Source organism: Bacillus sp. FSL P4-0334, assembly GCF_038004825.1.
GTDB lineage: Bacteria > Bacillota > Bacilli > Bacillales > Bacillaceae > Bacillus > Bacillus velezensis.
Map to the genome: position 1 here is coordinate 3,708,759 of NZ_JBBORX010000001.1, position 26,144 is coordinate 3,734,902.

At 45.2% G+C, this 26,144-nt stretch carries 34 protein-coding genes and 1 tRNA gene; 8 read left to right on the forward strand and 27 right to left on the reverse strand.

Annotation, left to right across the window (positions count from 1 at the left end; all coding sequences use genetic code 11):
• Window positions 1-94 precede the first annotated feature (94 nt).
• On the forward strand, window positions 95-424 hold the full coding sequence (locus NSQ37_RS18595) for a DUF3889 domain-containing protein (protein ID WP_012117979.1): 330 nt from the start codon (window positions 95-97) through the stop codon (window positions 422-424).
• 39 nt (window positions 425-463) lie between these two features.
• On the opposite strand, the gene NSQ37_RS18600 is transcribed toward NSQ37_RS18595, so the two are convergent.
• The 9 genes from NSQ37_RS18600 to NSQ37_RS18640 form a co-directional block, all read right to left on the reverse strand.
• Window positions 464-643, reverse strand: a complete 180-nt coding sequence (locus tag NSQ37_RS18600; protein ID WP_003153093.1) for a YqzE family protein — start codon at window positions 641-643, stop codon at window positions 464-466.
• 56 nt (window positions 644-699) lie between these two features.
• Window positions 700-1,077: a competence type IV pilus minor pilin ComGG gene (comGG, locus tag NSQ37_RS18605; RefSeq protein WP_167340753.1), complete on the reverse strand. Its 378-nt coding sequence runs from the start codon at window positions 1,075-1,077 to the stop codon at window positions 700-702.
• Complete coding sequence (comGF, locus tag NSQ37_RS18610; protein WP_257720329.1) at window positions 1,078-1,578, reverse strand: competence type IV pilus minor pilin ComGF; 501 nt, start codon at window positions 1,576-1,578, stop codon at window positions 1,078-1,080. It abuts the gene before it with no gap.
• Window positions 1,487-1,801 (reverse strand): competence type IV pilus minor pilin ComGE, encoded by a 315-nt coding sequence (gene comGE / locus NSQ37_RS18615; protein WP_012117982.1) that lies wholly within the window; start codon window positions 1,799-1,801, stop codon window positions 1,487-1,489. Before comGE ends, comGF begins: the two co-directional genes overlap by 92 nt.
• Window positions 1,785-2,222 carry a competence type IV pilus minor pilin ComGD gene (gene comGD / locus NSQ37_RS18620; protein ID WP_043020787.1) on the reverse strand — a complete coding sequence of 146 codons (438 nt, stop codon included), beginning with the start codon at window positions 2,220-2,222 and terminating at the stop codon, window positions 1,785-1,787. Before comGD ends, comGE begins: the two co-directional genes overlap by 17 nt.
• The gene (gene comGC / locus NSQ37_RS18625) at window positions 2,212-2,520 is read right to left on the reverse strand and encodes a competence type IV pilus major pilin ComGC (protein ID WP_003153087.1); all 309 of its coding nucleotides are present in this window, start codon (window positions 2,518-2,520) and stop codon (window positions 2,212-2,214) included. The genes comGD and comGC overlap by 11 nt, the downstream gene beginning before the upstream one ends.
• Window positions 2,521-2,524: 4 nt before the next feature.
• Entirely contained in the window at window positions 2,525-3,562 is a 1,038-nt protein-coding gene (gene comGB, locus NSQ37_RS18630; RefSeq protein WP_341124456.1) for a competence type IV pilus assembly protein ComGB, read from the reverse strand.
• Complete coding sequence (gene comGA / locus NSQ37_RS18635; protein WP_012117985.1) at window positions 3,549-4,619, reverse strand: competence type IV pilus ATPase ComGA; 1,071 nt, start codon at window positions 4,617-4,619, stop codon at window positions 3,549-3,551. Before comGA ends, comGB begins: the two co-directional genes overlap by 14 nt.
• Before the next feature lie 191 nt (window positions 4,620-4,810).
• Window positions 4,811-5,761: a magnesium transporter CorA family protein gene (locus NSQ37_RS18640; protein WP_007408319.1), complete on the reverse strand. Its 951-nt coding sequence runs from the start codon at window positions 5,759-5,761 to the stop codon at window positions 4,811-4,813.
• Between the two features lie 145 nt (window positions 5,762-5,906).
• On the opposite strand from NSQ37_RS18640, the gene NSQ37_RS18645 reads away from it, so the two are divergent.
• Entirely contained in the window at window positions 5,907-7,208 is a 1,302-nt protein-coding gene (locus NSQ37_RS18645; protein WP_327943787.1) for a hemolysin family protein, read from the forward strand.
• 37 nt (window positions 7,209-7,245) lie between these two features.
• Here the strand turns inward: NSQ37_RS18645 and NSQ37_RS18650 are convergent, their stop codons facing one another.
• Entirely contained in the window at window positions 7,246-8,076 is an 831-nt protein-coding gene (locus NSQ37_RS18650) for an STAS domain-containing protein (protein WP_015240214.1), read from the reverse strand.
• A 71-nt stretch (window positions 8,077-8,147) separates the two neighbouring features.
• Here NSQ37_RS18650 and NSQ37_RS18655 point away from each other — a divergent pair.
• Window positions 8,148-8,218 (forward strand) — tRNA-Gln (locus NSQ37_RS18655).
• A 64-nt stretch (window positions 8,219-8,282) separates the two neighbouring features.
• Here the strand turns inward: NSQ37_RS18655 and NSQ37_RS18660 are convergent.
• Window positions 8,283-8,663, reverse strand: a complete 381-nt coding sequence (locus NSQ37_RS18660) for a Spx/MgsR family RNA polymerase-binding regulatory protein (protein WP_003153079.1) — start codon at window positions 8,661-8,663, stop codon at window positions 8,283-8,285.
• A 236-nt stretch (window positions 8,664-8,899) separates the two neighbouring features.
• Here NSQ37_RS18660 and NSQ37_RS18665 point away from each other — a divergent pair, with 236 nt between their 5' ends.
• Complete coding sequence (locus NSQ37_RS18665; RefSeq protein ID WP_003153078.1) at window positions 8,900-9,145, forward strand: DUF2626 domain-containing protein; 246 nt, start codon at window positions 8,900-8,902, stop codon at window positions 9,143-9,145.
• A gap of 38 nt (window positions 9,146-9,183) precedes the next feature.
• Here the strand turns inward: NSQ37_RS18665 and NSQ37_RS18670 are convergent, their stop codons facing one another.
• On the reverse strand, window positions 9,184-9,822 hold the full coding sequence (locus NSQ37_RS18670; RefSeq protein ID WP_015240215.1) for an MBL fold metallo-hydrolase: 639 nt from the start codon (window positions 9,820-9,822) through the stop codon (window positions 9,184-9,186).
• A gap of 154 nt (window positions 9,823-9,976) precedes the next feature.
• On the opposite strand from NSQ37_RS18670, the gene NSQ37_RS18675 reads away from it, so the two are divergent.
• Window positions 9,977-10,150: a DUF2759 domain-containing protein gene (locus NSQ37_RS18675; RefSeq protein ID WP_341124460.1), complete on the forward strand. Its 174-nt coding sequence runs from the start codon at window positions 9,977-9,979 to the stop codon at window positions 10,148-10,150.
• 32 nt (window positions 10,151-10,182) lie between these two features.
• Here NSQ37_RS18675 and NSQ37_RS18680 read toward each other — a convergent pair whose 3' ends face one another.
• The 5 genes from NSQ37_RS18680 to NSQ37_RS18700 form a co-directional block, all read right to left on the reverse strand.
• The gene (locus NSQ37_RS18680; protein ID WP_003153073.1) at window positions 10,183-10,497 is read right to left on the reverse strand and encodes an MTH1187 family thiamine-binding protein; all 315 of its coding nucleotides are present in this window, start codon (window positions 10,495-10,497) and stop codon (window positions 10,183-10,185) included.
• A 5-nt stretch (window positions 10,498-10,502) separates the two neighbouring features.
• Window positions 10,503-11,540: a YqgU-like beta propeller domain-containing protein gene (locus tag NSQ37_RS18685; protein ID WP_169510250.1), complete on the reverse strand. Its 1,038-nt coding sequence runs from the start codon at window positions 11,538-11,540 to the stop codon at window positions 10,503-10,505.
• A 72-nt stretch (window positions 11,541-11,612) separates the two neighbouring features.
• A complete protein-coding gene (locus NSQ37_RS18690) occupies window positions 11,613-12,740 on the reverse strand; it encodes a M14 family metallopeptidase (RefSeq protein ID WP_341124461.1) in 1,128 nt (375 codons plus the stop codon).
• Between the two features lie 82 nt (window positions 12,741-12,822).
• Window positions 12,823-13,785 carry a glucose kinase GlcK gene (gene glcK, locus NSQ37_RS18695; RefSeq protein WP_341124462.1) on the reverse strand — a complete coding sequence of 321 codons (963 nt, stop codon included), beginning with the start codon at window positions 13,783-13,785 and terminating at the stop codon, window positions 12,823-12,825.
• Window positions 13,786-13,819: 34 nt separating this feature from the next.
• The gene (locus NSQ37_RS18700; protein WP_007408313.1) at window positions 13,820-14,029 is read right to left on the reverse strand and encodes a YqgQ family protein; all 210 of its coding nucleotides are present in this window, start codon (window positions 14,027-14,029) and stop codon (window positions 13,820-13,822) included.
• 197 nt (window positions 14,030-14,226) lie between these two features.
• Between NSQ37_RS18700 and nhaC the strand changes: the two genes are divergently transcribed.
• The gene (nhaC, locus tag NSQ37_RS18705; protein ID WP_015240219.1) at window positions 14,227-15,591 is read left to right on the forward strand and encodes a Na+/H+ antiporter NhaC; all 1,365 of its coding nucleotides are present in this window, start codon (window positions 14,227-14,229) and stop codon (window positions 15,589-15,591) included.
• Between the two features lie 75 nt (window positions 15,592-15,666).
• Here nhaC and NSQ37_RS18710 read toward each other — a convergent pair whose 3' ends face one another.
• The 3 genes from NSQ37_RS18710 to rpmG all read right to left on the reverse strand — a co-directional run bounded on the left by NSQ37_RS18710 (window position 15,667) and on the right by rpmG (window position 16,693).
• Window positions 15,667-15,840, reverse strand: a complete 174-nt coding sequence (locus NSQ37_RS18710; RefSeq protein ID WP_007408311.1) for a hypothetical protein — start codon at window positions 15,838-15,840, stop codon at window positions 15,667-15,669.
• A 70-nt stretch (window positions 15,841-15,910) separates the two neighbouring features.
• Window positions 15,911-16,465 (reverse strand): 5-formyltetrahydrofolate cyclo-ligase, encoded by a 555-nt coding sequence (locus NSQ37_RS18715; RefSeq protein ID WP_015240220.1) that lies wholly within the window; start codon window positions 16,463-16,465, stop codon window positions 15,911-15,913.
• Between the two features lie 78 nt (window positions 16,466-16,543).
• Window positions 16,544-16,693: a 50S ribosomal protein L33 gene (gene rpmG / locus NSQ37_RS18720; protein ID WP_003153056.1), complete on the reverse strand. Its 150-nt coding sequence runs from the start codon at window positions 16,691-16,693 to the stop codon at window positions 16,544-16,546.
• 346 nt (window positions 16,694-17,039) lie between these two features.
• Between rpmG and NSQ37_RS18725 the strand changes: the two genes are divergently transcribed.
• Together NSQ37_RS18725 and NSQ37_RS18730 are read left to right on the forward strand one after the other, a co-directional pair.
• On the forward strand, window positions 17,040-17,393 hold the full coding sequence (locus tag NSQ37_RS18725) for a hypothetical protein (RefSeq protein WP_003153047.1): 354 nt from the start codon (window positions 17,040-17,042) through the stop codon (window positions 17,391-17,393).
• Window positions 17,390-17,854: an endolytic transglycosylase MltG gene (locus NSQ37_RS18730; RefSeq protein ID WP_007408308.1), complete on the forward strand. Its 465-nt coding sequence runs from the start codon at window positions 17,390-17,392 to the stop codon at window positions 17,852-17,854. Before NSQ37_RS18725 ends, NSQ37_RS18730 begins: the two co-directional genes overlap by 4 nt.
• A gap of 99 nt (window positions 17,855-17,953) precedes the next feature.
• On the opposite strand, the gene pstB (NSQ37_RS18735) is transcribed toward NSQ37_RS18730, so the two are convergent.
• The 7 genes from pstB (NSQ37_RS18735) to NSQ37_RS18765 form a co-directional block, all read right to left on the reverse strand.
• Window positions 17,954-18,736, reverse strand: a complete 783-nt coding sequence (pstB, locus tag NSQ37_RS18735) for a phosphate ABC transporter ATP-binding protein PstB (RefSeq protein WP_003153040.1) — start codon at window positions 18,734-18,736, stop codon at window positions 17,954-17,956.
• A gap of 11 nt (window positions 18,737-18,747) precedes the next feature.
• Complete coding sequence (gene pstB, locus NSQ37_RS18740) at window positions 18,748-19,554, reverse strand: phosphate ABC transporter ATP-binding protein PstB (protein WP_015240222.1); 807 nt, start codon at window positions 19,552-19,554, stop codon at window positions 18,748-18,750.
• An 18-nt stretch (window positions 19,555-19,572) separates the two neighbouring features.
• Entirely contained in the window at window positions 19,573-20,457 is an 885-nt protein-coding gene (gene pstA / locus NSQ37_RS18745; protein WP_015240223.1) for a phosphate ABC transporter permease PstA, read from the reverse strand.
• Window positions 20,457-21,386, reverse strand: a complete 930-nt coding sequence (pstC, locus tag NSQ37_RS18750) for a phosphate ABC transporter permease subunit PstC (protein WP_007612605.1) — start codon at window positions 21,384-21,386, stop codon at window positions 20,457-20,459. The genes pstA and pstC overlap by 1 nt, the downstream gene beginning before the upstream one ends.
• A gap of 48 nt (window positions 21,387-21,434) precedes the next feature.
• Window positions 21,435-22,337, reverse strand: coding sequence for a phosphate ABC transporter substrate-binding protein (locus NSQ37_RS18755; RefSeq protein WP_007408304.1), 903 nt, complete (start codon window positions 22,335-22,337; stop codon window positions 21,435-21,437).
• Window positions 22,338-22,492: 155 nt separating this feature from the next.
• The gene (gene pbpA / locus NSQ37_RS18760; RefSeq protein WP_224182180.1) at window positions 22,493-24,640 is read right to left on the reverse strand and encodes a penicillin-binding protein 2A; all 2,148 of its coding nucleotides are present in this window, start codon (window positions 24,638-24,640) and stop codon (window positions 22,493-22,495) included.
• 101 nt (window positions 24,641-24,741) lie between these two features.
• Complete coding sequence (locus NSQ37_RS18765; RefSeq protein ID WP_007408302.1) at window positions 24,742-26,031, reverse strand: MFS transporter; 1,290 nt, start codon at window positions 26,029-26,031, stop codon at window positions 24,742-24,744.
• Between the last annotated feature and the right edge of the window lie 113 nt (window positions 26,032-26,144).

Here is a 26,144-nt window from a genome sequence, read left to right on the forward strand (position 1 = left end):
TACACACCTTTTTGGAATTTTTTCTAATAAAACGTGAGAAAATAACGAGGTGCCTAGAACAAAATGGAAAGTATATACAGCGAAAGGACGAAGAATGATGATCAAACAAAGTCTGATTTGCCTTTCTCTTCTTGTTTTCGGGGTTTCAGGAACAGCTCAGGCGGAAACGGTGCCTTATTATGCTGTTCACCATAAATCAAAATGGGAAAAGTTAGCAGAAAAGGAAGCTAAAAAAAGATATCCTCTCGCCCAAACGTTATTTATTCAAAAGGTGTGGGATCGGAAAAGAACGGACGAAGCAGTCAAGCAATACCACTTGACATTGCGGGATGGCGCAAAAGAATTTGGCGTGTTTGTTACGATTTCTTTTAATCCCTACAGCCAAAAGGTAAATAAAATTGCCGTCATTGAGGAATACCAATAAGGCCCTCCTGTATCAGGAGGGCCTTTCGTGTGATTCACTTTATTTTTTCCGCTGCATCCACAGCTTAAAACTATACGGCAATATTCCGAACCAGTGCTGAGAAGCCGGCACTTTCTTTTCTTTCCGCACTTCTTTTCGCTCTCTCCGTTCCTGTTTCGGCGTATCGAAATATTTAACGAATTGCTCAGTCATATATTTTACATAATCATTTGTTTTCACGGCTCTCACCTCATAGTGCTGTCTTTACTATGAAGTGTTGTCCCGCCGCCTCTTTTTTATACTTCCGTCCATTGAATCAGCTGTTTCTTCTTCTGATCGAACAAAAGGTGAGCCCCCCGTCTCGTTCCGGTCGTTGTTTCCGCCTGAATTGTAACCTGAACCGTTTCCCGGCGATCACTCCCCGTGATGTGAAAAGAAACGGTGCCATACGGAAAACGCTGTGTACCAGTTTGGACCTTTTGTCCCTGTGTCATATGGCGGCTTGACAGCAGCACGCCGTTTTGGAGCAGATTCTCTCCGATCCAGTACTCCCCGGCCTCTTTTGCAAATGTTTTTCGGGTGAAGAAATCAGACGAAGTATAGCTGATGACAAGTAAAACTGCGGCAGAAACAAACAGAACCGCGGGATATATAAAACCGTCAGATTTGTACATTTAATCACCTTTAAAAGAGCTGTAAACCGGAATGACCGCCTGATTCTTTTGACCTGCAACGCTTGAGATCTCTAATAAGAGCAGGCCGTTTTTCACATCAGCCGTTAATGATGCCGCGTTTTGCAGGATCGGCACGTGGCCTTTTCCGTTTACTCTTTTCCTTATCATCTTATGATAAATTTCAAAACGCACTTCTTCGCCTCCGGTTTTCCGGCATGCTAACGTCCGTCCGCCGTCCGCCGGCTTCACAGTCTCAGCCTGTTTACATTCGTTCATGATCTGCTGAACGGCAATTTGATGCTCCCGGCTGTCTAATCCGCCGTTATCGGCCCGGTTTGATAAAAACAGATGTAAAATCGGGCCCAAGGTGCCTGATAGGAAAAGACAGACTGCCAAGGAGAACAAAACATTAAGAAGCGTAAAGCCAGTCTGTTTTGAGAATGCTGAGGCACATTTCTTTTTCGCTGCGGTCAGCCGTACACACTTTGTAATACTCACCATCCTCCTTCCACTTCACACCGGGAGACGGCGGCTTTTTTCCGGTCATCATATAAGTGCTGATATGTTTCTGAAGAAGCTGGTACGCTTCCTGGCGATCTTCTATTTTCAGACCATCTGTCAGCATGCCCGTCCAGACCGGAATGATAGACGTCATAAGGAACAGCCAAATGGCCATTGCTGATAGTGTTTCAATAGTAGAGAACCCCTTATTTCCGTTTAGCATGAACATTTCCGCTCCCTAAGTAAACTGTGATCTCATAGGTGAACCCGGCGCTCTTCAATTGAATCTTTCCTCCCGAATTCGGATGGCCTTTTTCGTTAAATTCAAGGCTCTCCGGTAAAGTCACAAGTGTAATGTGAAGCGAGTCAAAAGAACGCTCGACAATCCTTCCGCCTGACTGCAGTTTGTATTTATGCTCTTTTGGAAGAAAAGTGATTTTTGTTCTTTTATGTTCTGCGATAGCCGTTTCCTGAGCAAGCTGAATATCTTTTTGGAGCAGTTCTGTTTTTTGCCGCACGGCAAGGTGGGTGTAGGCCGGCGGAACCGTCGTGAACAAAACCGTCAGCAGGACGGACGCCAGGCTTAACACAATCAGGCTTTCAAGAAGGGTAAACCCATTTTCTGTCCGCCTGTTATTGTTCAACTGTAACTTCTCCGCCACTAATTAAGATCTGTTTACCATTCGGGCAGGCTGTATTCTTTTTGATATACCCCTCTGATTGTAAATCGTTCATATCCGGCATTTTACCTTCATGATCGATTTCGTACGCCGTCACTTGGGCTTTCACCATATTCTGCAGTCCTTCACAGCCTTTATGCTGAATGCTTTGATTATGTTTTGTAACGTTAGGAATGGTGATTAAAAGCAGAATGGAAACGATAAATAAAACGATCAGCATTTCAATTAAAGTAAATCCATCTTGATTTTTCAGACGAAGCACTCCCTTACATTTGGTTCATCATCTGGTACATCGGCATCAGCATTGACATGTAGACAATTAAAATCATACCGGCCACAACACCGTAAATGACAGGCTGGAGAATGCCGGTATACTTCGCCGCGTTTTGTTCAAGACGCTCCATCATAAACTGGCTGTACGTATAAAGTTCGCGGTGAAGCAGGCCGTTTGCCTGTCCGTGGCTGACTGCAGCCGCAAGGTCTTTTTCATAACACGGATGCCCGGAAAGAGCGGATTCTATGGTTTCTCCGGCTTTCAGACGTGTAATGAGCATCTTTGCTTCTTCACGATAAAAAGGCAGAAAAGATTGTTCTTTAAAAGCTGTTAAGCTGTCATAGATCGATAGGCCGGATTTCAGAAGACTGCTGAGCTGTAAAGAGAAAAAGTAGCTGTTAAAAAGAACGGCCACTTTTCCTAATAGTGGTATTTTCACAACAATCAGCATTTTATCTTGCGGGGATTTTTTTTTACATAAGAACCAAACGTACAAAAACAAGCAGAAAGCGGCGGACAGCGCCAGTGCGCAGGCTTCATGAAAATGCCGAAAAAACGCAAAGATGAAAGCAGTCGTACCGGATGTATTCATATTCATTGATTGATAAATCCCAGAAAACTGCGGAATAATTAAACTTTGCAGGATATAAAACATGACACAGACGGAAGATATTAAAAACATCGGATACCGGAGCATTTTTTTGATTTGATTCGTCTGCATGAGCTTTCTCTGTAACAAGTCGCCGCTTTGTTTCATCGCCCCCGGCAATTCCCCATGTTTCTCAGCGAAATAGCAGATAGAGACGGCTTCTTTATGAAAAGACAGTGCCTCAAGCACTTGGTAAAACGCATCACCTTCCCTCAGCCGGCGGATTCCGTCCGTCAGCTCTGCAAGCTGACGTTTATGCAGCTGGAGTTTTAGCAGTCTGAGCCCTTCAATCAGACTGTATCCTTTTTCCGTCATTTCACCGAGCCTTTTCAAAAAAGCTGCTTGATCCTTCAAGGGCCAGGTTCGGTTAATCCGCTTCATGATACACCCACCGATCGTAATTGTCGGTCGTGACATAGCCGAGCGCGATTCCTTTTCTGATCAGCCTGCGGAGCGTCTGATATTGAAAATTCGCGTGCTCTCCCTTTGCTTCCTGAAAGCATTGGGTGAGGTTTTTCCCGTAGAGCAATTCATAAATGCCCGCACGGCGTGTCTGCCTGTACATCCGGCAGTACACGGAACAGTTTTCCTCTTTGCAGAACGGACATGTTAAATCAACCAGACGCTGAGCGGCAATAGCAATGACGGTTTGTTCAATTTCTGTCATGTTCACGCCGAACTCCAGCAGCCTGTATATGGCGCCCTTAGCATCTCTTGTATGCAGGCTTGAAAGAACGAGGTGTCCCGTCATTGCCGCGCGGACTGCGATTTCAGCCGTCTCGGCATCCCTGATTTCCCCTAAGATGATCATATCGGGATCATGTCTTAAAATCGCTTTTAAACCGGCGGAATATGTGACTCCGGCTTTTTCATTCACCTGAACTTGCAGCACATCCTCATCTCTTGTTTCTACGGGGTCTTCAAGCGTGACAATCCGCCGGTTGAAATGCCGTTTTGCATAGTTGACAAGCGAGTAAAGAGTGGTCGTTTTTCCAGAGCCGGTCGGGCCGGTAAACAGAAGCAGGCCGTGCGAATGCTTCAGAAAGGACAATAGTGCGGCGCCCGCCCCCCGAAATAAGGACAGTTTATCCAGAGGGGGAATCTGCCGCTTAGGCAAAAGCCTGATGACAAGACTTTCATCATTCATTGTCGGCAAGGTTGACATTCTTAAATGAACGGTTTCCGTCGGAAGCGGCAGAGACAATGACCCGTTTTGCGGCTTACGTCTTTCTCCTATATCCATGGCCGATAAAAACTTAAAATGAGAAATTAGCCTTACGCATTCCTCTTTTTTTAAGACTCTTTTTTTCACAAGAGCATGGCCGATGCGAAAATGAATGAAAGCATCCCTTTCTCTCGGCACAATGTGTATATCTGAAGCCCTTGCCGTATAGGCCTCGTTTATGATGTTCCTGCTGTATGTTTCAATATTTTTCACAAGACTTCCCTCCTTCCGCACGTATTGTAAATCAGATACACAAAAGCCGGCAAAAGAGAGATTATGCGTTTTACACTGTGTAAAACGTAAAAAAATAAAAAATAAGCCGCTGACATTGATTTACCGAATGAAATCCGGAACCATTCGGCCATTTTCAGCCATCAAAAAAAGCAGGCGTATGCCTGCTCTTCTTAGCGTTTCTTTTCTTTCCGCAAATATTTTTTTTGATGCTCCCTCAAAATGTCCCCTGTCCAGCCTTTCTGCCGCAGATAAATATAAATCAGCAAGGTAGATACAATAATGAGCACGATGGAACAAATATACGCATATTTCCAATGAAGCTCCGGCATGTTATCAAAGTTCATCCCCCAGAGAGCTCCAAGCGCCGTCATCGGTGTAAAGAGAGTTGTAAAGATCGTCAAGGCTTTCACAATTTCATTTCCTCTTTGGGAGGTAATGACTTCCTCGGCGTGCAGCAGATTGCTCAATTCCTGATCAAACTCATTGATATATGTAATTCCTCTTTCCATCTTTTGATGGGCTCTGAGGTAATCTTTCTGCCTGTCATTTTTGGGGAGAAAAGCTTCTTTTAAAGCCATTTCCACTTTTTTAGCCCCCAGTGTAAGGCCTTTCCAAATGAACAGCTCATGGCGCAGTTTATGCACATTTTCCAAGATTCCTTTGCTGTTGTCATCATGAATCTGCCATTTCAGCGTCCGCTGCTTGACTTCAAATTCATCCAGTCCGATCAGATAGGAATTCATCAGCTCTCCCAGCAGAACAAAAAAGCCTTCAATCGGATTTTCACAGGTTTGGATCTGCTGTGTGGCATGCTTTTCTTTTACACCGCGCAGCAGCGAAAAATCAAAATTAATTGTAAAAAAGAAGTCTCTCGTAATATAAAAGTGAAATACGGTATGGTTTTTTTCATCATCTAATCCTTGATGATAGATTAAAGAACCGAAAACCGCTTCATTATTCTGATCATTTGTATCTGAGCGCAGAAAGTTTATATGATTTTCATGTTCAAACCACTTTTCGCATTGCGGCCAGTGATTGTGATGAATCATTTTTTTCGCTTCTGTTTTTTCATGCGGCCCGAGCTGGTACCACAGCCAGTCCGCACCCGAATGTACCTTCATCTCTTGTCATCCTCCAGTATCGCTTTCTTGTTTTATTACCGTAAATGAAGCAGGCTAAACCAGGTTCGATGTTTGAGCAGCTTTCTACAGTGGTATTATTCCGAAAAAAGGGAGGTGCAAGCCTTCCTTCGCGGAAGGCGTTACATTGTATATCATCAAACTGTCTGCCATCGTACTATTTATTTTATTAACGGCGTGTTTTGTCGCCATAGAGTTTTCAATCGTTAAAGCAAGGCGCTCCCGCATTAATCAGCTCTTTGAGGAAGATGTAAAAGGAGCAAAAGCAGCCAAGCATGTCATTACACACCTCGATGAATATTTATCGGCATGCCAATTGGGCATCACCGTCACCGCTTTGGGAATCGGCTGGCTGGGTGAACCGACAGTCAAAGCAATGCTTCAGCCGTTATTTTTAAAGACCGGAGTTCACGAAGCGGTTGCCCAAGTCCTGTCATTGATCATCGCCTTTCTGCTGGTTACATATGTGAATGTCGTTATCGGCGAACTTGCCCCGAAAAGTTTTGCTATCCAAAAAGCCGAGCGGATTACACTTTTGTCTGCCAGACCGATGATTTTGTTTTATAAGTTAATGTTTCCGTTCATCTGGCTGCTCAATCATTCCGCCCGCCTGATTACAGCCATGTTCGGCTTGAAGCCTGCTTCCGAACATGAAATGGCTTATACGGAAGAGGAATTGCGGGTGCTCCTTGCCGAAAGCTATCGAAGCGGTATGATTAAAAAAAGCGAGCTGCATTACGTAAATAACATTTTTACATTTGATAAGCGCACTGCCAAAGAAATTATGGTGCCCCGGAATGAAATGGTGAGTCTGCCGTTAGACAGCGGATCGGGACATATGCTCCGGGACATTATCAAAACAAATAAATATACCCGGTATCCCGTAGTAAAAGGAGATAAAGATCATGTAGTCGGCATCATCAATATAAAAGAAGTTTTATTCAGATTCCTGTCAGAAGGAGCGGCGTTTACAAAACACGAACTCAGCCCTTACATCCAGCCGGCGATCCATGTGATTGAGACGATTCCGATTTATCAATTATTCGTTAAAATGCAGCGGGAACACGCCCATATGGCCATTCTCATTGATGAGTACGGCGGAACCGCGGGATTAGTAACGGCGGAAGACATCATTGAAGAGATCGTCGGCGAAATCCGCGACGAATTTGATACGGATGAAACACCTTCCGTTCAAAAGCTTGGGAAGAACCGCTATCTCCTGAACGCCAAATTGCTGATCAGCGACGTCAATGATGTACTCGGAACAGAGATTACGGCTGATCAAGTCGATACACTCGGGGGCTGGTTTCTTACTCAGCATATTGACGCGAAGCCCGGGAGCACCATTGATTTTGAAGGCTACACATTTACGGTAAAAGAAATCGACAGCCATCATATCATTACGATTGAAGCTGAAAAAGCTGAATAGCTGAGGGAGACATCCCTCCCGGCCATTCAGCTTTTTATCATCTTAATGATTCTTTTACGATAAATCCGTTTTTTGCCAGCGCTTTCGCCAGACTCTGCTCCGTTTTCACCTGAGAAAAATCGATGCCGAGCTTCACGACGGTCTGCGCGATTTCCGGCCTGATGCCTGAGATTGTCGTTTCTATGCCAAGAAGTTTTGTGCTGTCAATCACTTTAAAAATCTGATAAGCGACCATCGTATCCACAATCGGCACACCTGATATATCTAAAAATAAATAAGAAAGACGGAGTGAAGAACATTGGTCAAGCACCGATTCCAAAATCATTTTTGCCCGGTAGGTGTCAATTTCGCCGACGAGCGGCAAAATTCCAATACCGTCGGCAATCGGCATAATCGGCGCACTTAGTTCGTTAATCATTTCTTTTTGGGCGTTTAATTGTGTAACCGTCACTTTATAATATTCCTCTGTAAATACTTCAATCATATGGTCAATTGCTTTGTTCAGCTTCTCTCCCCAATGGAATACCGCATTCGCCCCAGGCTTCTCAGACATTGTTTCACAGCACGTCTGTATGCGGTTCCAGACCAATCTCCGGAATTCTTTAAAGCTCGTGACGCTTTCATAGACCGGTACTTCATGGACGGCCCGGTCCCTTGCGAACTGAAGCGCCCATTTTGTCAGCTCCTCTTCCCCGCCGTCTTTTTCCGATAAAATGCCGGCAACGATTTCAATTAACAGACGGTGCTGCATTTCCGCTTTCTGATCATCTGTAGGCCGCCCCGATTTTGGTATGAGCAGCCACTGGCGTGTGATTTCACCTGATTCTTCAATTAAGGTTCGAGATAATGTTTCACTCAAATGTTTCACGGGTCTCCTCCATTCAAATTCCTTTGTATGTATAAATCGGCGCCGGACGCACATACTGTAATTACACCCGATGGGCTATAGCCAAGCGGTAAGGCAATGGACTTTGACTCCGTGATCGTTGGTTCGAATCCAGCTAGCCCAGTCCCGCAACCGCAAAAAACGAAGATTAGCTGATAAATTTTGATCAGCGGATCTTCGTTTTTCTCTTATGATACAGATTGATGTACCGTTTTTTTCTTCGTCAGCTTCATCAGTTCTCCCGGATTGTATCCGATAACGAGCTTATTTCGATCGATCAGAATCGGACGCCGCAGCAGTTTCGGCTTCTCAGTCAAAAGCTTCAGCACTTCATTTACAGTCATTTCTTCAATGTTCAGGTTGAGATTTTTAAATGTTTGACTTCTCGTCGCCAATATTTCATCAATTCCTTCAGTCGTTAATGATAAGATCTGCTTCAATTCATCAATTGTCGGTGTCTCCCTGAATAGATGGCGCTCTTGAAAGTCAACATTGTGGGCTTTTAACCAATGTTTCGTTTTTCGGCATGATGTGCAGCTCGGGTATGAATAAAAAATAAGTTCTTTCATTTTTAAAAATTCCTCCCTCGGATAATCCGTCTCTTTGTTAACATAAGTACCCTGAACTTTTTTTCATTAAACATATTTCAAAAAGATTTTTCGGATCTTTTTCAGAGAGCGGCATAAGATATAAAACACAGGGAAAGACATAAATTCCACAATAAATATAATCATGAAAATGTTTACATTTCGAGTGCCGATCTATTATAATAAACTTCAGATAGACTCTCGGGAGGGGATAAGGAATGAATCGCATGTTCCGGGTGTTAGGATTTTGGACGGGGATATTTGCAGTTATGTTTTTTTTAGGGGGCATGAAAGACGCTTCACTTTTGTTTTTTGGACAGACGATCTTTTTCGTATTTCTTTCTTATTTGAATCTGACTGAGCGGATGTATATTTATATTTTCGGAGCTTACTTAACCGTATTTTTCGCCGGATTTACATATTACTCTATTTTTATTATGACACCGGGCGGCGGAACCCACTGACAGAAAAAGACAGACCGTTATGGTCTGTCTTTTTTCATTTACAGTGAAAAACCATTGATAAACGGGTTTCGCTCCTGCTCTGTCTGAATATCCGTTTCCGGCCCGTGCCCGCTTAACACAAGTGTATGTCCGGGAAGCGTGAGCAGTTTTTGATGAATGGAATCAAGCAATACGTCCTGACTTCCGCCCTGTAAATCAGTTCGGCCGATGCCTCCCTGAAAGAGCACATCACCTGAAATCACCAGATCCGCGTCCTTCACATAATAAGAAACGCTTCCCGGTGAATGTCCCGGCGTAAACAATGTCTCCAAATGGAAAGGCCCGATGTCCAAAATGCCGTCGCCTTCGATGAGCCGTTCGGCGGGCCGTGCCGTTACGGCGATGCCCCGCAATATGCCCGATCCGTTTAAGGAAGAGTCCTCCAGCCACTTTTCTTCATTTTTGTGAAGATATACGGGAACATCCCATCTGTCTCTTACTTCGTCAAGCGCGCCGATATGGTCAAAATGGGCGTGCGTCAGTAAGATGGCCAGCGGCTTCAGATTGTTTTCTTTTATGTAATTGTTGATTTTGTCCGCTTCTCCGCCCGGATCAAAAATAAGACAGGACTGATCCTCACTGACAAGAAAATACGCGTTTGCCTGAATCGGACCGGCCGGCATTCGTCTCCATTTCACTTTCATCACCTCTTTATGTATATGCCCTTATTATGAAGGTTTTCTGCGGAAGATTCAATGAATGCGGCCGGGAAAACGCTATCGACAAACAAAATGAAAACGGTTAAAATGAAATGGAAAGATTTTCAGGTTTCAATGACAAAGGAGGAGCATGATGTTACTTGTTGTAATCTTCGGCCTTGTCGCATTATTAGCTATATTAGGAGTCCTGCGGGCTGTCAGACAGAGAAATATCCTGGGATTTTTGTTAGCCGCCGCCACGCTGGGCGTGTTTGGCTGGTTTACCGTAATGACCGTTGTAACCAGCGGCTATCCGACTGCACATTAAAAGCCTGTATCCAATGGATACAGGCTTATTTTTTATTGCTGCAAATGTTTGCTGACACTTTTGATTTTGCTCTCCAGTGTCGTTTCTTTATCACGTCTGTCATCAATGCGGATATTTGTCGCCACTCTGTGCAGCCCTTTTTGGAACGGGGCTTCGTGAATGTCCTGAATGACTGCGAATAAGTCGCTCAGCTCACCTTCAATCAAAGTGTTCATCGGCGTGAGCTGAAATTTGATTTTGCCGGCAGCTTTGTAACCCTCCAAAATGTTTTGCACATCCGCTACATACTCACTGACGCTCGGTGTTTTTGTTCCGATCGGAATGATTGTCACATCTGCAATTGCCATTTGGTTCAAACTCCTTTTTCATTTGTTATGATTGGTTCTGTCATGCCTGTTTTCAGTGAAATCAGACGGTCATACGTAAAGCCGTATAAAGCGTATTCCCCGTTCGGAGAGATCTGAATCGGCTCCATTTCCGTGTTTTTGAGCACCGTCCGCTCCCGTTCGTCTCCTAAGTCAAAGCTGATCAGATTGTAAGAGCGGCCTTCAGGCTTGAATATGTAAAACCGCTTGTGTGTCTGATCGTAATCATATTCCATCGGCGCAAAGCTCTGATACTTTTCTTGGAGAGGAAAGCGGTGCGTCACGGATGCCGGCTTTTGGAAAAGGAACTCGCCGTCTCCGTCCGATTGATCCGTTTGTCTGACGGCAATCGTCATGCCCGGGCGGGAATCGGCCCAGATGACGTGATGAAGCACTCTTTTTTCTTTTTTTGTCTGCAAGTCATAAGAATATAAAGGACCCTCTTCCTCCGTTTTTCCTTTTTTGATATATTGGAATTCATCAGTGGAGGTCCAATGGACAAAAGGGGCCTGAACGGGACTCTTTTTTAAAATGCCGTTGTTCATATCGGCCGTATAGGCTGTGAAGTCCCATGTTTCAGTAAAGACGGTAATCATCATTTGATACGGGTCATACGGATTCCAAGCCGTCTCCAGCTCATAAGAGTTAAAGGCTTTGTGATAAAGTCTTTTCCCCTGCTTGTTCATAAGCACAAGCTCAGTCTGACCGCTGCTTGTCACCTGTACGAGAATCAGCTGTTTTTTCCGGCTGATCTTTACATTGACAATATTGCCCTTTGTTTCATAGAGCCGTTCGGATTTTCCGCTGAAAAGATCATATTTCATCAGCTGATGATGTGCTGTATACAGGATCGTTCTGTTATCCAGCCATCCTTCCGTTTTCTCCGCTTCCTTTTTACTGAGCGGAACGATTTTCTGTTCTGCCGATTTTGCCGAAACGCCTGTGTCTTGCTGCTGATGAGATGGTTCACAGGCCGCTAAACACAGAACGAATGCGGACAGCAGAACACAAACCAAGTATCTCACCAGCCTTCCCTCCATTCTTTTCTATTGTCCCATATTTGTTTATGTAAACAAATGAGAAATTTCACAGATGTCTCAAAAAACAAGCGACCTCCACAAAATACCTTCCGTCGCTTGATAAATATCAGCAAACTGATGAAAAGGCAAAGGGTTTTTTCCCTTCCCGAGCTCAATGGTATAGCCCTCTTTTCCATACTGCTGTATAAACCAATCCCTAAAACCGGCATGGCTGTCAATGGTTTTTACGCCTTGATAGCGGTTTCCGCTTATCGCTTCAAACTCCCGAATCATCCGGGATGATTGCTCGGGTTCACATCCTTCGTATCCCCAATAAATCTCTTTTCCCTGCGTATGAAGCGCGATCAGCCTGTCAGGCGGCTGCTCCGTTATCAGCCGGTGCATTGCCTGCGCCTCCGGTTCAGTGAGCGGCGCCGTCCCCGGAAAATCACGGTATGAAGGGGCTTTCGGTTTGCGCCTCTGTTCAATATCCCAATTGGATGGGAAATGTTTATTTAAATCCACACCGTTTATATTCGCCTTCCATTCGCGGAAATCCGGGCGGTGTTCATTTAATCGATTAAGAAATTCATTTTTTTCTGATAAATCTTCACATCCGTAAAGTACGAGATCAACACCGTCGGGATTTACGAGCGGAACGAATGACAATGATGTCAGGCTGAATATATCAAGCGCAGAGTGCCCGAAAACGGTTTTATTTTCGCATAATGCCGCGCAATATTCTTTACACCATTTAAGCGCGACCGAGGTGGTGATCCATTCATTGGCATGAAATGAGGCGTTTACATGGACTTTTCTTTCAGCCGTATCCGCACCTATTTTCAGCTCATAAAGCGGCTTTCCCAATACGGAACTGCCGATTTTACGGCACGTGACAAACGGAAAGACATCCGTTATTTTCTCAATTTCTTCATAAACCGATTGGGAGTCGTACACCTTTTCTTCCTTCACCCATTGATCAGCGGAAAGAATCCTTTCACAGTGCCGGATGTATCGCGAAAGCCCGCTCAGCGTCTCAAGCGGCGGACCCTCTGACTGCCCGCTCACGGCAAAGCCGGGACAAAATAATTCATCGCTTTCCGCCGTTTTATCAGCGGCTTTCAACAGTTTTTCATCAATTGAAAGCACCTTTGCAATATCTTTCATATGCTGTTTCAATTCAGGTTTGACACGAATTCCCGCCATGTTCATCCCCCTTTTTTAAAAACTATATGACTGGGGAGATAAAAAAAGAAAGCCGCCCGCGATATGGGCAGGCAGACTTTCTTCAGCAGTTTTGATGTTTGAGCCATTCATTTTTGGCAATCCACGCCCCGCCGATGACTCCGGCGTCATTTCCAAGTGCCGCAATCGAAATATCCGCCGCTTCCGCAGAACGCGGGAACGCGGTGATTTTGAAGGTCTCTTCCACTTTTGACCGCAGGATTTCACCCGCTTTAGACACGCCTCCGCCGATCACGATTTTCGTCGGATTCATGGCGCTAGCCAGATTTCCGAGCACGAGGCCTAAATGTTTTGCGACATAATCGACGACTTCAAGCGCTGTCTTATCCTGCTGTTTAGCCGCTTCGAACACGTCACGTGCTGTCAGATCGCGCACTTGTAAGAGCGAAGAGTCGGAAACCGCCGCAAGCTTTTCTTTCGCGATGCGGACGATGCCTGTTGCGGACGCAATCGTTTCGATGCAGCCGGATTTTCCGCAGTTGCACGGAGCTCCTCCTTCCGGAATACTGCAAATATGACCGATTTCTCCGCCGGCCCCGTTTTTTCCGTGAACGATTTCTCCGTTGACGATGATGCCTCCGCCGACTCCGGTTCCGAGCGTCACTAAAATGACATCTTTGGCCCCGTCACCTGCACCCTTCCACATTTCTCCGAGCGCCGCGATATTGGCATCGTTTTCAATGACGGCCGGAATACCCGTTTCCGCCTCGAGATGGTCTTTCAGCGGATAGTTTTTCCACCCCATATTTGTCGTCTCATAGACCATCCCCGTCGTCATTTCCACGGGTCCGGGCGCTCCCATTCCGATCCATTTTACGATCCGTTTCGGCTTGTTCAGTTCTTCCAGCTTCTGGTCAAGCGCTTTGGCGATCGTGACCGTAATTGTGTTTCCTGATTTATCGGTCGGAACTTCCCATTTATGCTGAATTTCACCGTACATGTTGATAAAGGCCAGCTTGATGGTTGTTCCGCCAAGATCAATCCCCGCAAACCATGTATCTTCCATAATAATCTCCTTTTCTTATTAAAATCCTGCTGTGTTATCTGCCTTTGATCCGCTCCGATTCTCTCTGAAGAACTCCGGCGGCTTTTTGCCATAATTCTCTTTCAATCACGTTTGACAAGTACATTTCCTTTAATTCATCTTTCATAAAGTCAATTTCGGCTTGTCTGTCACCGAAATAAACGATATGTCCGAATGACTTAAACAGCTGCTGCACGTCATAAAATGAATTCATCTTCTTCACCATTTCTATTCTTCTTAGTATAAGCGTATTTCATCACTGATCCGGGCGTCAAGCAAAAAACGATTGGAGAAAATATCCTTGTATTATTTTCATAAATTGTATATTCATAATTGTAAAAAAACACTCATTTATGCGTTTTTCTGTTACAATACTTTCGTGCCCAAAAGCACAAAAGGATTAAAGTTTGATGGGGTGTTGTTTTGAAACAAGAAAAAAGGCTGACGTTCATCTCAGCCATCAGTTTATTTGTCTTGATGTTAGCAGTCATTATTTCCTGCCTGTTTTTCTTTCATACAGAGCCGCATATGCCGCTGTTCTTTTGCGTCATTATTCTGTCTCTGGCAGGTTTGTGGCTCGGTTTCTCGTGGGAGAGTCTTGAAAAAGGAATTGTCAGCGGATTGAAAAACGGTGTGCAGCCGATTATCGTGCTGGCTTTGATCGGTGTGCTGATCGGCGCCTGGATGTACAGCGGCGCCATTCCCACCGTCACCGTTTACGCTTTGTCAATTATACAGCCGAGTCAGCTGCTTTTGACCGCATTATTTTCCTGCATGATTATCAGCACGCTTGTCGGCTCAAGTCTGACAACTGTCAGTACAATCGGCGTCGCGCTGTTAGGGGTAGCAAGCGCGGCGGGAGTTCCGCTCGAATGGACGGCGGGAGCAGTCATTTGCGGGGCTTGTTTCGGTGATAAAATGTCACCGATGTCCGACACGACGAATTTTGCCGCCGGAATCGGCGAAATTCCGATTTTTAAGCATATTCGCCATATGATGGGCACTACCGTTCCGGCACTGCTGATCACGATTGTTCTTTTTTATATTCTCGGTTCATCGGTTTCAATAAATGCCGCTTCAACGCAAAATATTGATGCGGTCATTTCCGGAATAAAAGAGGCCGTGCACGTTACGCCTTGGTCGCTTCTTTCACCTCTGTTGGTGATCATTTTAGCTGTGAGACGGGTTTCCGTGATTCCGGTGCTTACCGCCGGTATTATTTCCGCAGGGCTTCTGACTGCTGTTTTTATTCCTGACAGCAGCATTCAAGGATTTATATCCGCCCTGCAAAGCGGGACGGCGTTTAAAACCGGCGACCAGGCTGTGGCCAGCATTATCAACAGAGGCGGGCTCCAATCGATGATGGGATCAGTCTCTCTGATCATGATCGCCTTTGCGCTCGGCGGCCTGATGGAAAAAACGGGCCTGATCGCGGCGCTGCTTCAAGGATTGATAAAAGGCGTGCATACGAAAGGACGTCTTGTCATGGCGACCGTCTTCTCAAGTATAGGCGTAAACCTTGCGACAGGTGAGCAGTATTTGTCGATCTTAATTCCGGGTCAATCTTATAAACCTTTATATGACAAGCTCAGCATTAAGCGGATTCACCTTGCGCGGTCGCTTGAGGACGGCGGAACATTGATCAACCCGCTGATTCCCTGGGGAGTAAGCGGCGCTTTTATGGCAAGCGCATTAGGGGTTTCCGTCATCGACTACCTGCCGTTTACCTTTTTCCTGTACATTTCTCCTATGATCTCAATTCTGCTCGGTTTCCTGAAAAAAAGCTGACAATACGAGAAAACCTGCCGTTTTTTACCGGCAGGTTTTCTTATGCAAAAAATCCCGCTGAAAAACGGGATTTGTTTAAAATGCCTGCTGAATGAATTTGTTTCTGATAAACGGTATTTTTAAAAAGAAATGAATGAATGACCGTCTGATCCCTGGCTGGCTGAGCACGCTGTTCATCAGACGGTAGCGGTTTTGGTAAACGGCTAAAACAGATACGGCGCATAATGAGTAGATCAACAATTTTTTCATCTTATCCCTCCTGCCCCTATCGTTTGTCAAACAGCGAGAATTATTCCGGTGCAAGAAGTTTTTTATGCGATTAAGCGATGGTTTCAGATTCAGTCACGATCATATCGACCGGAATATCGTGGGGCATGCGGGGAATGCGGTCTGTCAGCTGGCAGTCAAAGAGAAGCGACACGGTACGGCCTTTATAACCGGAGAGGTACCGATCATAATATCCTCCGCCGTATCCGATTCTGAAGCCTTCCCGGTCAAAAGCCACGCCGGGCACAATCACAAGGTCAATGTCTGTTTGGGCGGCTTTTTCCGTCTGGCTCTCGATCGGTTCACTGAGGCCCGCATATACGGTTTCCAGCTGATCATACGCAGAAAATGTACGGAACTCCATCGCTCCCGTCTGCGGAAAGCATTTTGGGATACAGACTTGTTTTTTCTCTTTCCAGGCCTGTTCAATAATCGGCTGTGTCGGAATTTCCAGGCGTGTCGAGATGGTAACGGCGATCACGCGGGCCTGTTTCCATTCTTTTAAAGAAAACAGCGTTTCACGCATGCTGCGGCATTTTTTCTCCCATTCACTTTCTGTCATGTCAGAAAGCTTTGCTTTGATAGCGGTTCTGATTTGTGCTTTCACGTTTCTCAAACCTCCCTGAAAGACAAAAAAGCCAGAACTTTATTGAAAGCTCCAGCTTTTTCCGCTGTTTTAAACAGCTTATTTTGTTTCACGGTGTAACGTAGATTTTTTATCACGTGGGCAATATTTTTTAAATTCAACGCGGTCCGGATTGTTGCGTTTGTTCTTTTTAGAAATATAGTTACGCTCACCACATTCAGTGCAAGCCAAAGTAATATTAACGCGCATTATTTTCCCTCCAAACTAAATATCATTTACTTATTCAGACTTATATATAATACCACTATAATGGACGGAATGCTAGAGTGATTTACATGAAATGTTGTTTAAGTGCAGAAAACATCAGTTTATGCTTCTGATCCTCTGAATGAGCTTGCGTCAGATGAAGGGAAAATATGACGAAACAGGACAAAAAAGGACTTTCTGATACGAAATCTATAGAGAAATAACCGTTTACTCCCCGAATAAAAAAGATTTCCCGACAAAATTCCGTTTTTTTCTCTATTTCCTTTAGAATGGCGGCGTTTTATGGTATAAAAAAGAAGGGCAAATTAATAATAGAAGGTGATGAAACGTGGAAATTGCTATTATTGCGTTGTTTATCGTCAGTATAGCGCTTATTGCATTCTCATATTCTCAAAGAGATCCGATGAAAGACGTGGAACAGGAGCTTGAAACGCTTCAGCTTTCCGCCATGCAGGAAATTTACAAGTTGAAAAAGAAAATGACGGTGCTTGAAGAAGAATTGCTGGAAACCAACCTCGTGATCCGCAAAGCCAAAAGCAGCGGCATTAACCAAAAAATCGCCAAACAAATCATTTCAAAATATAACAACGGAATGTCTGCGGAAGCCATCGCAAAAGCGGAGCACGTGTCTGTCGAGGACGTCAATACCATTATTAAAGATAATGAGAAGGTGCTCGTATGACAAAACGGGGCATTCAGGCTTTTGCAGCAGGCATGATTTTAGCGACGGCCGTTCTCGCCGCTGTCTTCTATTTGACTGACCATGACCAGGCAGCCGCCGTTAAAACCGAAAAAACAGCATTGACAGAAAAAGAAGTAAACAGCTACCTCGACGATCAGCAAAAAGTCTCCGTCAACCGAGATGACTATCAAAAACTGCTTGATTCTAAAGAAAAATCGTTAAACAACGACCAAAACACAGACGCCAAAAAGAAAAAAGTAACATACAAACTGACGATTAAAGACGGAATGAGCACTGCTGATGTGTCATCCATTCTTGAAAAAGAAGGGATTATTCCTTCAGCGAAGGACTTTAATGATTACGTCATTGACGCAGGCTACCATAAAGAAATCCGCGCCGGCCATTTCAAAGTCGACTCAGATATGAGCTTTAAAAAAATCGTCAAAACATTAACCCGCTAAAAAAGCTTGCAGGCATCGTCCATTCAGATGGATACGGCCGGCAGGCTTTTTTAATAGGCAGTATAAAACGGACCCGGTCAATGGCCGGGCCCGTTTTTTTCATCCGAATTTTCCGGTGATATAATCATGTGTTTTTTGATGATCCGGCTGAGAAAATATTTTGCCCGTATCGCCCCACTCTACCAGTTCGCCCATATAGAAAAACGCGGTTTGATCAGAGACCCTCGCAGCCTGCTGCATGTTGTGCGTCACAATGACGATTGTATACTTTTCTTTCAATGTCAAAATCAGCTCTTCTATTTTCCGCGTGGACACGGGATCAAGAGCAGACGTCGGTTCATCCATCAGAAGGACGTCCGGTTTTGTGGCGAGCGCCCTTGCGATGCACAGCCGCTGCTGCTGACCGCCTGACAGTGAAAGCGCCTGCTGGTGAAGGCGATCTTTCACTTCATCCCAGAGCGCAGCTGCCTTTAAAGATTCCTCGGCGATTTCAAGCAGTTTCTTTTTATTTTTTTCGCCGTGAATTCTCGGACCATACACGACATTCTCAAATATTGACTGGGGAAACGGATTGCCTTTTTGAAACACCATACCGATCTGTTTTCTTAATTCTGCCGCATCCGTCTTTTCTTTCAGCAGATTGCGCCCGTTATAGATCATGTCGCCTGTCACTTTGACATTCGGGGCCATTTGCAGCATTAAGTTTAATGTTTTAATAAAAGTGGATTTCCCGCAGCCGGACGGACCGATGATCGCAGTTACCTTCCGCTCCTCAAAACCGATCGTAATGTCTTTTAAAGCCTGGTGGGCTCCGTACCATACGTTCATGCCGTGAATATCAAATAAATTCTGTGTGTGCACCGCTTCCTTCACAAGGCTCACAGTCCTTCCCCCTATCCGAACTTTCCGTTAATGTAGTCATCTGTCTTTTGCGCTTTAGGACTCGTGAAAATTTGTTCTGTCTGCCCGTATTCCACCACTTCCCCGTTTAAAAAGAAAGCCGTTCGGTCAGACACCCTAAGTGCCTGCTGCATGTTATGCGTAACGATAATAATCGAATAATCTTTTTTCAGTTCTGTCAAAAGCGTCTCGATTCTGGCGTTTGAAATAGGGTCCAGAGCTGAGGCCGGTTCATCTAAAAGTAGCACGGCAGGTTTCATCGCAAGCGTACGGGCGATACAAAGACGCTGCTGCTGGCCGCCTGATAACGAAAGAGCCGATGAATGAAGCCGGTCTTTGACTTCATCCCAAAGCGCCGCCTTCGTTAAGCTTTCCTCGACCGCATCATCCAAAACGGCTTTCCTGCGTTCCCCCGCATACTTCAGCGCATGTGTGATGTTATTGTAAATGGATTTCGGGAACGGATTCGGTTTTTGAAACACCATACCGATCTCCCGTCTGAGAGACACGACATTAATCGCTTCCCCCAAAATATTCAGCCCTTCATAAAGGATCTCTCCCTCGCTTATTGCCGAAGGGATGGCATCGTTCATTCTGTTAATCTGTCTCAAAAATGTTGATTTCCCGCAGCCGGACGGACCGATCAGAGCCGTCACCGCATGTTTTTCAATATTCATGTTCACATCTTTAACCGCTTGTTTGTCACCGTAATAAATTGATAAATGCTTCACTTCCAAAATTGAAGACTCCGGCGAACGCTTTGTCTGTTCCGCTTGTTCCCTGATGATGTGATCAATCATGTTTTCGCCTCTTTCCGATTAATTTGCCGTAAGCTTTTTATAAATGACAGATCCGAGCCATCTTGCACAAAGGTTAAACAAGAGCACCGAAATCACCAGCACCGCGGAGCCGCCGTTTGCAATCGCTTCGGCGTCAGGGATGATTCCCTGCGTATTGACACTCCATATATGAACCGCCAGCGTCTCAGCCGGCCTGAAAATGTTGAAAGGAGATGATTCAGAAAACGGGTTCAAATCCGTAAAGTTCAACCGCGGCGTTGTCAGTCCCGCTGTAAATAACAATGCGGCCGCTTCTCCAAATACTCTTCCGGATGCGAGAATGGCTCCGGTCAAAATCGAAGGAATCGCACTCGGAACCAGCACCGTTTTGACGGTATGCCATCTCGATACGCCTAAAGCGAGAGAAGCTTCTTTCAGCTCCTTAGGAACTGCAGTGAGCGCGCCCTCCGTCACCCGGACCATAACGGGAAGGTTAAAGACCGTTAACGCGAGCGCACCCCCGATAATCGTGTAACCCCATCCGGTCAGGTTTACAAACATCAGCATGCCGAACATCCCGATGACAATGGACGGAAGCGAAGACAGCACCTCAATACACGTTCTGATAAAATCAGTGATTTTATTTTGGGGCGCATATTCAGCCATAAAGACGCCGCCCCCCACTCCAAGCGGTATCGTGATCAGCATGGTGATAAACAGAATGTAAAAGGAGTTAAAAAGCTGATCCCGTATTCCGCCGCCTGACGCAATGGCGCTCGATTTTGACGTAAGAAAATGCAAGGAGATTTCAGAGACGCCGTGAATAAGAATGTACAAAAACAATCCTGCCAAAATCGCCGCGATTACAGCGGCGCATAACCCGAATACACCGGTGGCCAATTTATCCGTTATTTTCCGGTTCATTACACTTTCCTCCTAGATGACAAGTAGCGTATGAGCAATATAAACAGAAACGACATGATAAGAAGAACAAGCCCCATAGACCATAACGTATTATTTTCAATACTGCCGTATGTGGTATGGCCCATGTTTAACGTAATAATCGTCGTTAATGTTCCCGCCGTATCAAGCAGGCTTTCCGGCAGAAGCTTTGTATTTCCGATAACCATCTGTACGGCGAGTGCTTCTCCGAACGCTCTTGCCATCCCGAGCACGACGGCGGTCAGCAATGTCGGAAACGCCGCCGGGATAAGCACCTTTCTGATTGTCTGCCACCTCGTCGCACCAAGCGCGTATGAACCGTCGCGAAGATGTTTCGGAAGTGACGCAAGCGCATCAGCGGAAATCGATGTAACAGTCGGCAGAATCATTACCGAGAGTACGATCGTCCCCGCCAGAAGGCTGTGACCCGTTCCGCTTGATTTAAATGAGCCGATAAACGGAACCAATACTGTAAGACCTATGAATCCATAAACGACGGACGGAATGCCGACAAGCAGCTCAATTACCGGCTGCAGCACCTTTTTTCCCCAAGTCGGCGCAATTTCCGTCATAAACACGGCACCCGCAATTCCGAGGGGCGCTGCGATCAGAGCGGACAGAACCGTGACCGCAAATGATCCGAAAATAAAAGGCAGCGCGCCGAACTCAGGTTTTGCCTGGGTTGGATTCCAATTCAGACTTGTTAAGAACTCAATCGGGCTTACACCATTTACAAAAAAAGATTGCAGCCCCTTAATGCCGAGAAAAATTGTGATCGCCGCTGATGCCGCAATGATAATCGCGGCACACACAGACACAATCACCCTTCCGCGGACTTCATCCAATTGCCTGTTTTGTTTTGAGCTTATTAAGCGTTCGCTTACAGACTCTTTTTCTCTGTGATTTATCATTTGTTTACACTCCTATAAGGAAGAAGAGGCGGGGAGCCCGCCCTCCCCTCAGCTTTGCTTGCCGTTTGCGTCACGTGTGACTTTCATATCAGAGATCGGGATGTAGCCCTGATCTTTTACGATACTTTTCTGTACTTCATCGCTGTTCATATAGTCAAGAAACGTTTTTGTAAGGCCTGACGCTTCACCTTTCGTATAAGAGTGCTCGTAAGCCCAAATCGGATACTCGCCTGTGACGACGTTTTTCTCTTCCGGTTTGATGCCTCCGATCGATAAAGGCGTTACTTTGTCATCGTTTATATAAGAGAATGCCAGATAACCGATAGCTCCCGGCGTTTCCGCAATGATTTTTTTGACTGTATTGGAGGAATCCTCTGTAATGCCCTCAGCAGGATCTGCTCCGTCAAGCGCGTATTTGACGAACGTAGCGCGTGTTCCTGATGAATCAGGACGGTTCACGAGTGTAATTTTTTGATCTTTACCGCCAAGCTCTTTCCAGTTTTTAATTTTTCCTGTAAAGACGTCTGTCAGCTGTTTTTTGGTTATATCCTTTACGCCCGCACCGGGGTTGACCGCAGCCGCCATCGCCACTACCGCTACTCGGTGGTCTTTTAGGGCTTTTGCATCAATGCCTTCTTTTTCTTCAGCAAAGACATCTGAGTTGCCGATTTGCACTGCCCCTTCAGACACTTGCGAAAGACCTGTTCCTGAACCTCCCGCTTGCACCTGCACATCAGCATCCGGATGTTTTTCCATAAACTTTTCCGCCGCTGCCAGTACTAACGGCTGCATGGCTGATGAACCAGAAATGGTTAAAGAACCTGATGCTTTTTTATCCTCACTTGCAGATTGACTGTCTGTCTTGCCGCTTTCCTTTGCATTTCCGCATGCTGCAGCAACAATCATAACAGCAGCCATCAGAAGCATAAGCATCCATTTGTTTTTTTTCATTTCCTGAATTCCCCCTGCATTTAATGTGTAATTTGTCCTACAGGTCTAGAGTAAAGGGTTCTTGTAAAATGCGTATAAATCAAGTGTTAAGGTTTTGTAAATCCGGATGTTTTTTTGTATAAAAAAAACGCTCACAAGTTGTGAGCGTTTTTCTGTTAGTGATTTGTATTGCCGTTTTCAGCGTCTTCCTGAATTTTATCTTCGTTTTTCTGCTTCGTATTATTATCTTCTTGTTTCTTTTTCAGCTCAAAGTATTTGTCCAGAGCTGCTCTCCCTATATCATTCGTAATCGAATATCGATCGCTGTAATCAATATAGGCCCAAGGAACGACTACAGAAATAGCCACTTCCGGATTATCCGCAGGTGCATAAGCGACAAGAGTCGTATTATACGTTCCTTCACCCGTCTCTGATTTGTCCGGACCGTCATAGAAAGATTGCGCCGTACCCGTTTTACCGGCAGGACTGTATGTCGCCGTCGCAAAATCAGTTGCGGCTGTCCCTTTCGTCATGACGCGTCTGAAACCTGCCTGCACTTCTTTAATGTCTGCATTATTCATATCAATCTTGTTCAGTACTTGAGGCTGAACAGACTCTACAACGGCTCCGATTCCTTTTTTCGAATCAGGCTGCCTGACCTCTTTTACAAGCTGAGGCTTCAAACGATAGCCTCCATTGGCGATTGTAGATACATACTGCGCCATTTGCAGCGGTGTAAACGTATCATACTGTCCGATGGCAAAGTCTAACAGAAGACCGGAAATTCGCTGTGACCCTTGGTACCCGGTCGCTTCATTCGGGAGATCAATTCCCGTCTTAACTCCGAGTCCGAACTGATTGAAGTAATATCTGAAAGTATCGAATGCCTTCATATCAAGCGGCAGGGACTGGCCTTTTTTGTATTCCCCTTTACCGACGGCAATCGCCGTTTTGAACATGAACACGTTTGACGATTCCTGAAGCGCTTTTTGGATATCTACGGGACCTAAATTCGTCCATGATTTTTTCGGGTTTTTGCTTCCCTTGAAATACATAGGTTCATCCTGGAAAACGGTGTTCAAATTAATCGCGCCCGTCTGCAGTCCGGTCAACACCGTCGCTCCTTTGACCGCCGATCCCATTGCGTAGGAGGAAGTCATTGCGCCGAGGGCATAATCATTAATTTTGTACTTTCCATGGTCATTCGTAATCTGTTTGCCGGCCATCGTCAGCACTTCTCCGTTTTTCGGGTTCATCATGACGACGAAGGCCCGATCAAGAAGCTTCGTGCTCGGTCTCGCTTTTGCCGATTTTAAATTTTTCTCAATGATTTTTTCAACGGATTTCTGCAGGTCCATATCAATGGATAAAACAAGGTCTTTGCCGGCCTGTCCTTTTGAAATCACTTTGCTGCCCGTGACATTTCCGGATGAGTCGGTTAAGTTCTGCACTTTCTCTTTTTGACCCTGCAGCAGGCTTTCATATTGATATTCTAAATAGCTTTTTCCGACCCTGTCATTCCGGCTGTAGCCAAGTGACAGATAGTGATCCAGCAGGTTGGACGGAAGACCTTCGTTCGAACTGGATACACTGCCGAGCAATGTCCGGATCAGGCTTTTATAAGGATAAGACCGTTCCCAGTCAGACGTCACGTCAACTCCCGGCAGTTCATCCAAATGTTCGCTGACGACGGCCATTTCTTTTGCCGACACGCCTTCATTTTTGATGTATTGAGGCGTCAGGGAGTAGCCTGAATCCATCTGCCTTTTGATCGCAAGGATCTGCATGTCTTTTGAAGTGAGCTCATTCAGCTGTTTGTCTGTGATGCGTTTCAGCTGAAGCTGATATAAATCATCGTCAGACAGTTTTTTGTCTTCAGCTTTTTGCTTTTCTTCGGCCGTAATCAGTTTTTTCGCTTCATCAGGCCTCGTTAACATCCAATAGTCTTTTTTATCCCGCTCAGTCACCTTTTTGGTGCTTACCTTAATCATACCCGACAGTTTTTTTGCGATTTTCAAACGCTGCGCCTGGGTGGTTGAGGCTGAACGTGTATATGTAATCGCATTTAATGCTTTATTCGTTACGATGGGATTTAGGTTCCGGTCGTAAATTTTCCCTCTCGGAACCGCCGTGCTGACATCAGACTCCTCCTGCTTATTAGCGGCGTTTTTATAATCATCACCCTGAACGATCTGCTTGATGCCAAGCTCGACGATAATCCAAGTGAAAATAAGAAACGCAGCCAAAAACAAAAAATTAAGCCGGATCGGCAGTGATTTTTTCTTTTCTTTGTTTACAGCTATTTTCTTTTTATTTCTCCTCATGACATCACCTTTTCTTATTTACAGAAAGAAATGACACCTTCTGTTCAGGTGCCATTTTTCATTCTAAAGGTTTTTTCGATATTTTTCTACAGATAACCCTTTTATCTTTCTCCTTTTATAAAATTCGGTTCCGCCGCCCGTTTTTGTCGGTCTTCTTCCACTGTTTCATCAGAAGTTTCCGTGTCCAGTTTGATGTCTTTTATAAAGTAATAAATCAGCGGATGCCCGGCTCCGAGCAGCACGAGCGCCGCCGGTATTCCCACTTTTTCCTTGAACAATGTAACGATGACAAGGAAACAAAGGATGGAAACGATCCGGCCCGCATTTAAAAATAACTCCCTGAGCACAATGTATTCAATTCTGGCTTTTCTGGCAAGCCGCGCCCGGCCTATCACATCGTATGTAAGCGAGACATACGGCACGAGAAGAACTGGATAGCCGATCGCAATAAACACTCCGTACAAAAGGAGCGTCGTGAAGCTCATTTTAAAAATGATGAGAAACAGGGCGCCGTACAAGATCAATCCGCCGATAAGAATCGCCTTTTTCCGCGCTCTTTTTTTGATGAGCCTTGATGCAAAATAATAGGCAAAAAAAGAAACCGCGGAATTGACGAGACCGAATGTTCCGAGCGCCAGCTCACTGTTTGTCGCAATGAATACAAATACGCTGATTAAAAAAACAAAAATCCCTTCTCTCAAGCCTTGAAAAAAGTGCGCGTTGGTAATCCGGCGCCAATTCAGATTCGTGTGGCGCTCATCAAAAACTTTTTTCAGCATAAACCGGCCTTTCGACTCCCTCCGCTTCAGAAAAAAGCTCATGACCACGGCAAGGGCAAATAAGCCGAGCGACAGGCTGAAAATGATTGTATAACCCGTATTGTTTTCAAGTCTTGAAATGACATATCCGGCCACAATTGGACCGATCATGCCCGCCGATGAAGACAAAATGCCTAAAAACCCGTTAAAAAAATCTCTCGTTTCCGGTTCCGTGATTTCGAAAGTCAGCACATTAAAAGCCAGCCAGTAAAAGCCGTATCCAACTCCGAGCACAGCCCCTATCAAAACGAGACGGGAAGCCGCAGTTTCTCCGGCAAGCAGCACACTTAAATAAAAAGCGGCCAAAAAGATAACGCCGAACCTGAGAATAAACACCCTGTCAATTTTTTTAGCCAGCCGGCCAGCCAGCAGAAAGGTAACCGGCTGCATCGTCACGACCGACAAATTGTATATGGCCAAATCAATAAATTTTCCCGACTGCTTCCACAAATACACGTTGACAAATGTATTTGACAGCGCGATGCCCAATGAGTAAAGGCCGCCAATCGTCAATAACAGCAGCAGCCCTTTATTTATTTCGATGTCGCCGATAATTTTTTTTATTTTGCTCATCATTGACTCCCCTTTACTACACATTAGTTTGTCTCACTCAAACTGAGATATGTAAAAGGAATCAAAGTCAATAAAAAAACAAGGCCTCCCGCGGGAGACCTTGTGATCATTCA

Coding starts and splice junctions, on each gene's coding strand:
- NSQ37_RS18595 (WP_012117979.1), top strand. CDS start 95: ATGATGATCAAACAAAGTCTGATTTGCCTTTCTCTTCTTGTTTTCGGG.
- comGG (WP_167340753.1), bottom strand. CDS start 1,077: ATGTACAAATCTGACGGTTTTATATATCCCGCGGTTCTGTTTGTTTCT.
- comGF (WP_257720329.1), bottom strand. CDS start 1,578: ATGGTGAGTATTACAAAGTGTGTACGGCTGACCGCAGCGAAAAAGAAA.
- comGE (WP_012117982.1), bottom strand. CDS start 1,801: ATGCTAAACGGAAATAAGGGGTTCTCTACTATTGAAACACTATCAGCA.
- comGB (WP_341124456.1), bottom strand. CDS start 3,562: ATGAAGCGGATTAACCGAACCTGGCCCTTGAAGGATCAAGCAGCTTTT.
- NSQ37_RS18640 (WP_007408319.1), bottom strand. CDS start 5,761: ATGAAGGTACATTCGGGTGCGGACTGGCTGTGGTACCAGCTCGGGCCG.
- NSQ37_RS18660 (WP_003153079.1), bottom strand. CDS start 8,663: ATGAAAGAACTTATTTTTTATTCATACCCGAGCTGCACATCATGCCGA.
- NSQ37_RS18665 (WP_003153078.1), top strand. CDS start 8,900: ATGAATCGCATGTTCCGGGTGTTAGGATTTTGGACGGGGATATTTGCA.
- NSQ37_RS18675 (WP_341124460.1), top strand. CDS start 9,977: ATGTTACTTGTTGTAATCTTCGGCCTTGTCGCATTATTAGCTATATTA.
- NSQ37_RS18680 (WP_003153073.1), bottom strand. CDS start 10,497: ATGGCAATTGCAGATGTGACAATCATTCCGATCGGAACAAAAACACCG.
- NSQ37_RS18690 (WP_341124461.1), bottom strand. CDS start 12,740: ATGGCGGGAATTCGTGTCAAACCTGAATTGAAACAGCATATGAAAGAT.
- glcK (WP_341124462.1), bottom strand. CDS start 13,785: ATGGAAGATACATGGTTTGCGGGGATTGATCTTGGCGGAACAACCATC.
- NSQ37_RS18700 (WP_007408313.1), bottom strand. CDS start 14,029: ATGGTGAAGAAGATGAATTCATTTTATGACGTGCAGCAGCTGTTTAAG.
- NSQ37_RS18710 (WP_007408311.1), bottom strand. CDS start 15,840: ATGAAAAAATTGTTGATCTACTCATTATGCGCCGTATCTGTTTTAGCC.
- rpmG (WP_003153056.1), bottom strand. CDS start 16,693: ATGCGCGTTAATATTACTTTGGCTTGCACTGAATGTGGTGAGCGTAAC.
- NSQ37_RS18730 (WP_007408308.1), top strand. CDS start 17,390: ATGACAAAACGGGGCATTCAGGCTTTTGCAGCAGGCATGATTTTAGCG.
- pstB (WP_015240222.1), bottom strand. CDS start 19,554: ATGATTGATCACATCATCAGGGAACAAGCGGAACAGACAAAGCGTTCG.
- pstA (WP_015240223.1), bottom strand. CDS start 20,457: ATGAACCGGAAAATAACGGATAAATTGGCCACCGGTGTATTCGGGTTA.
- pstC (WP_007612605.1), bottom strand. CDS start 21,386: ATGATAAATCACAGAGAAAAAGAGTCTGTAAGCGAACGCTTAATAAGC.
- NSQ37_RS18755 (WP_007408304.1), bottom strand. CDS start 22,337: ATGAAAAAAAACAAATGGATGCTTATGCTTCTGATGGCTGCTGTTATG.
- pbpA (WP_224182180.1), bottom strand. CDS start 24,640: ATGAGGAGAAATAAAAAGAAAATAGCTGTAAACAAAGAAAAGAAAAAA.
- NSQ37_RS18765 (WP_007408302.1), bottom strand. CDS start 26,031: ATGAGCAAAATAAAAAAAATTATCGGCGACATCGAAATAAATAAAGGG.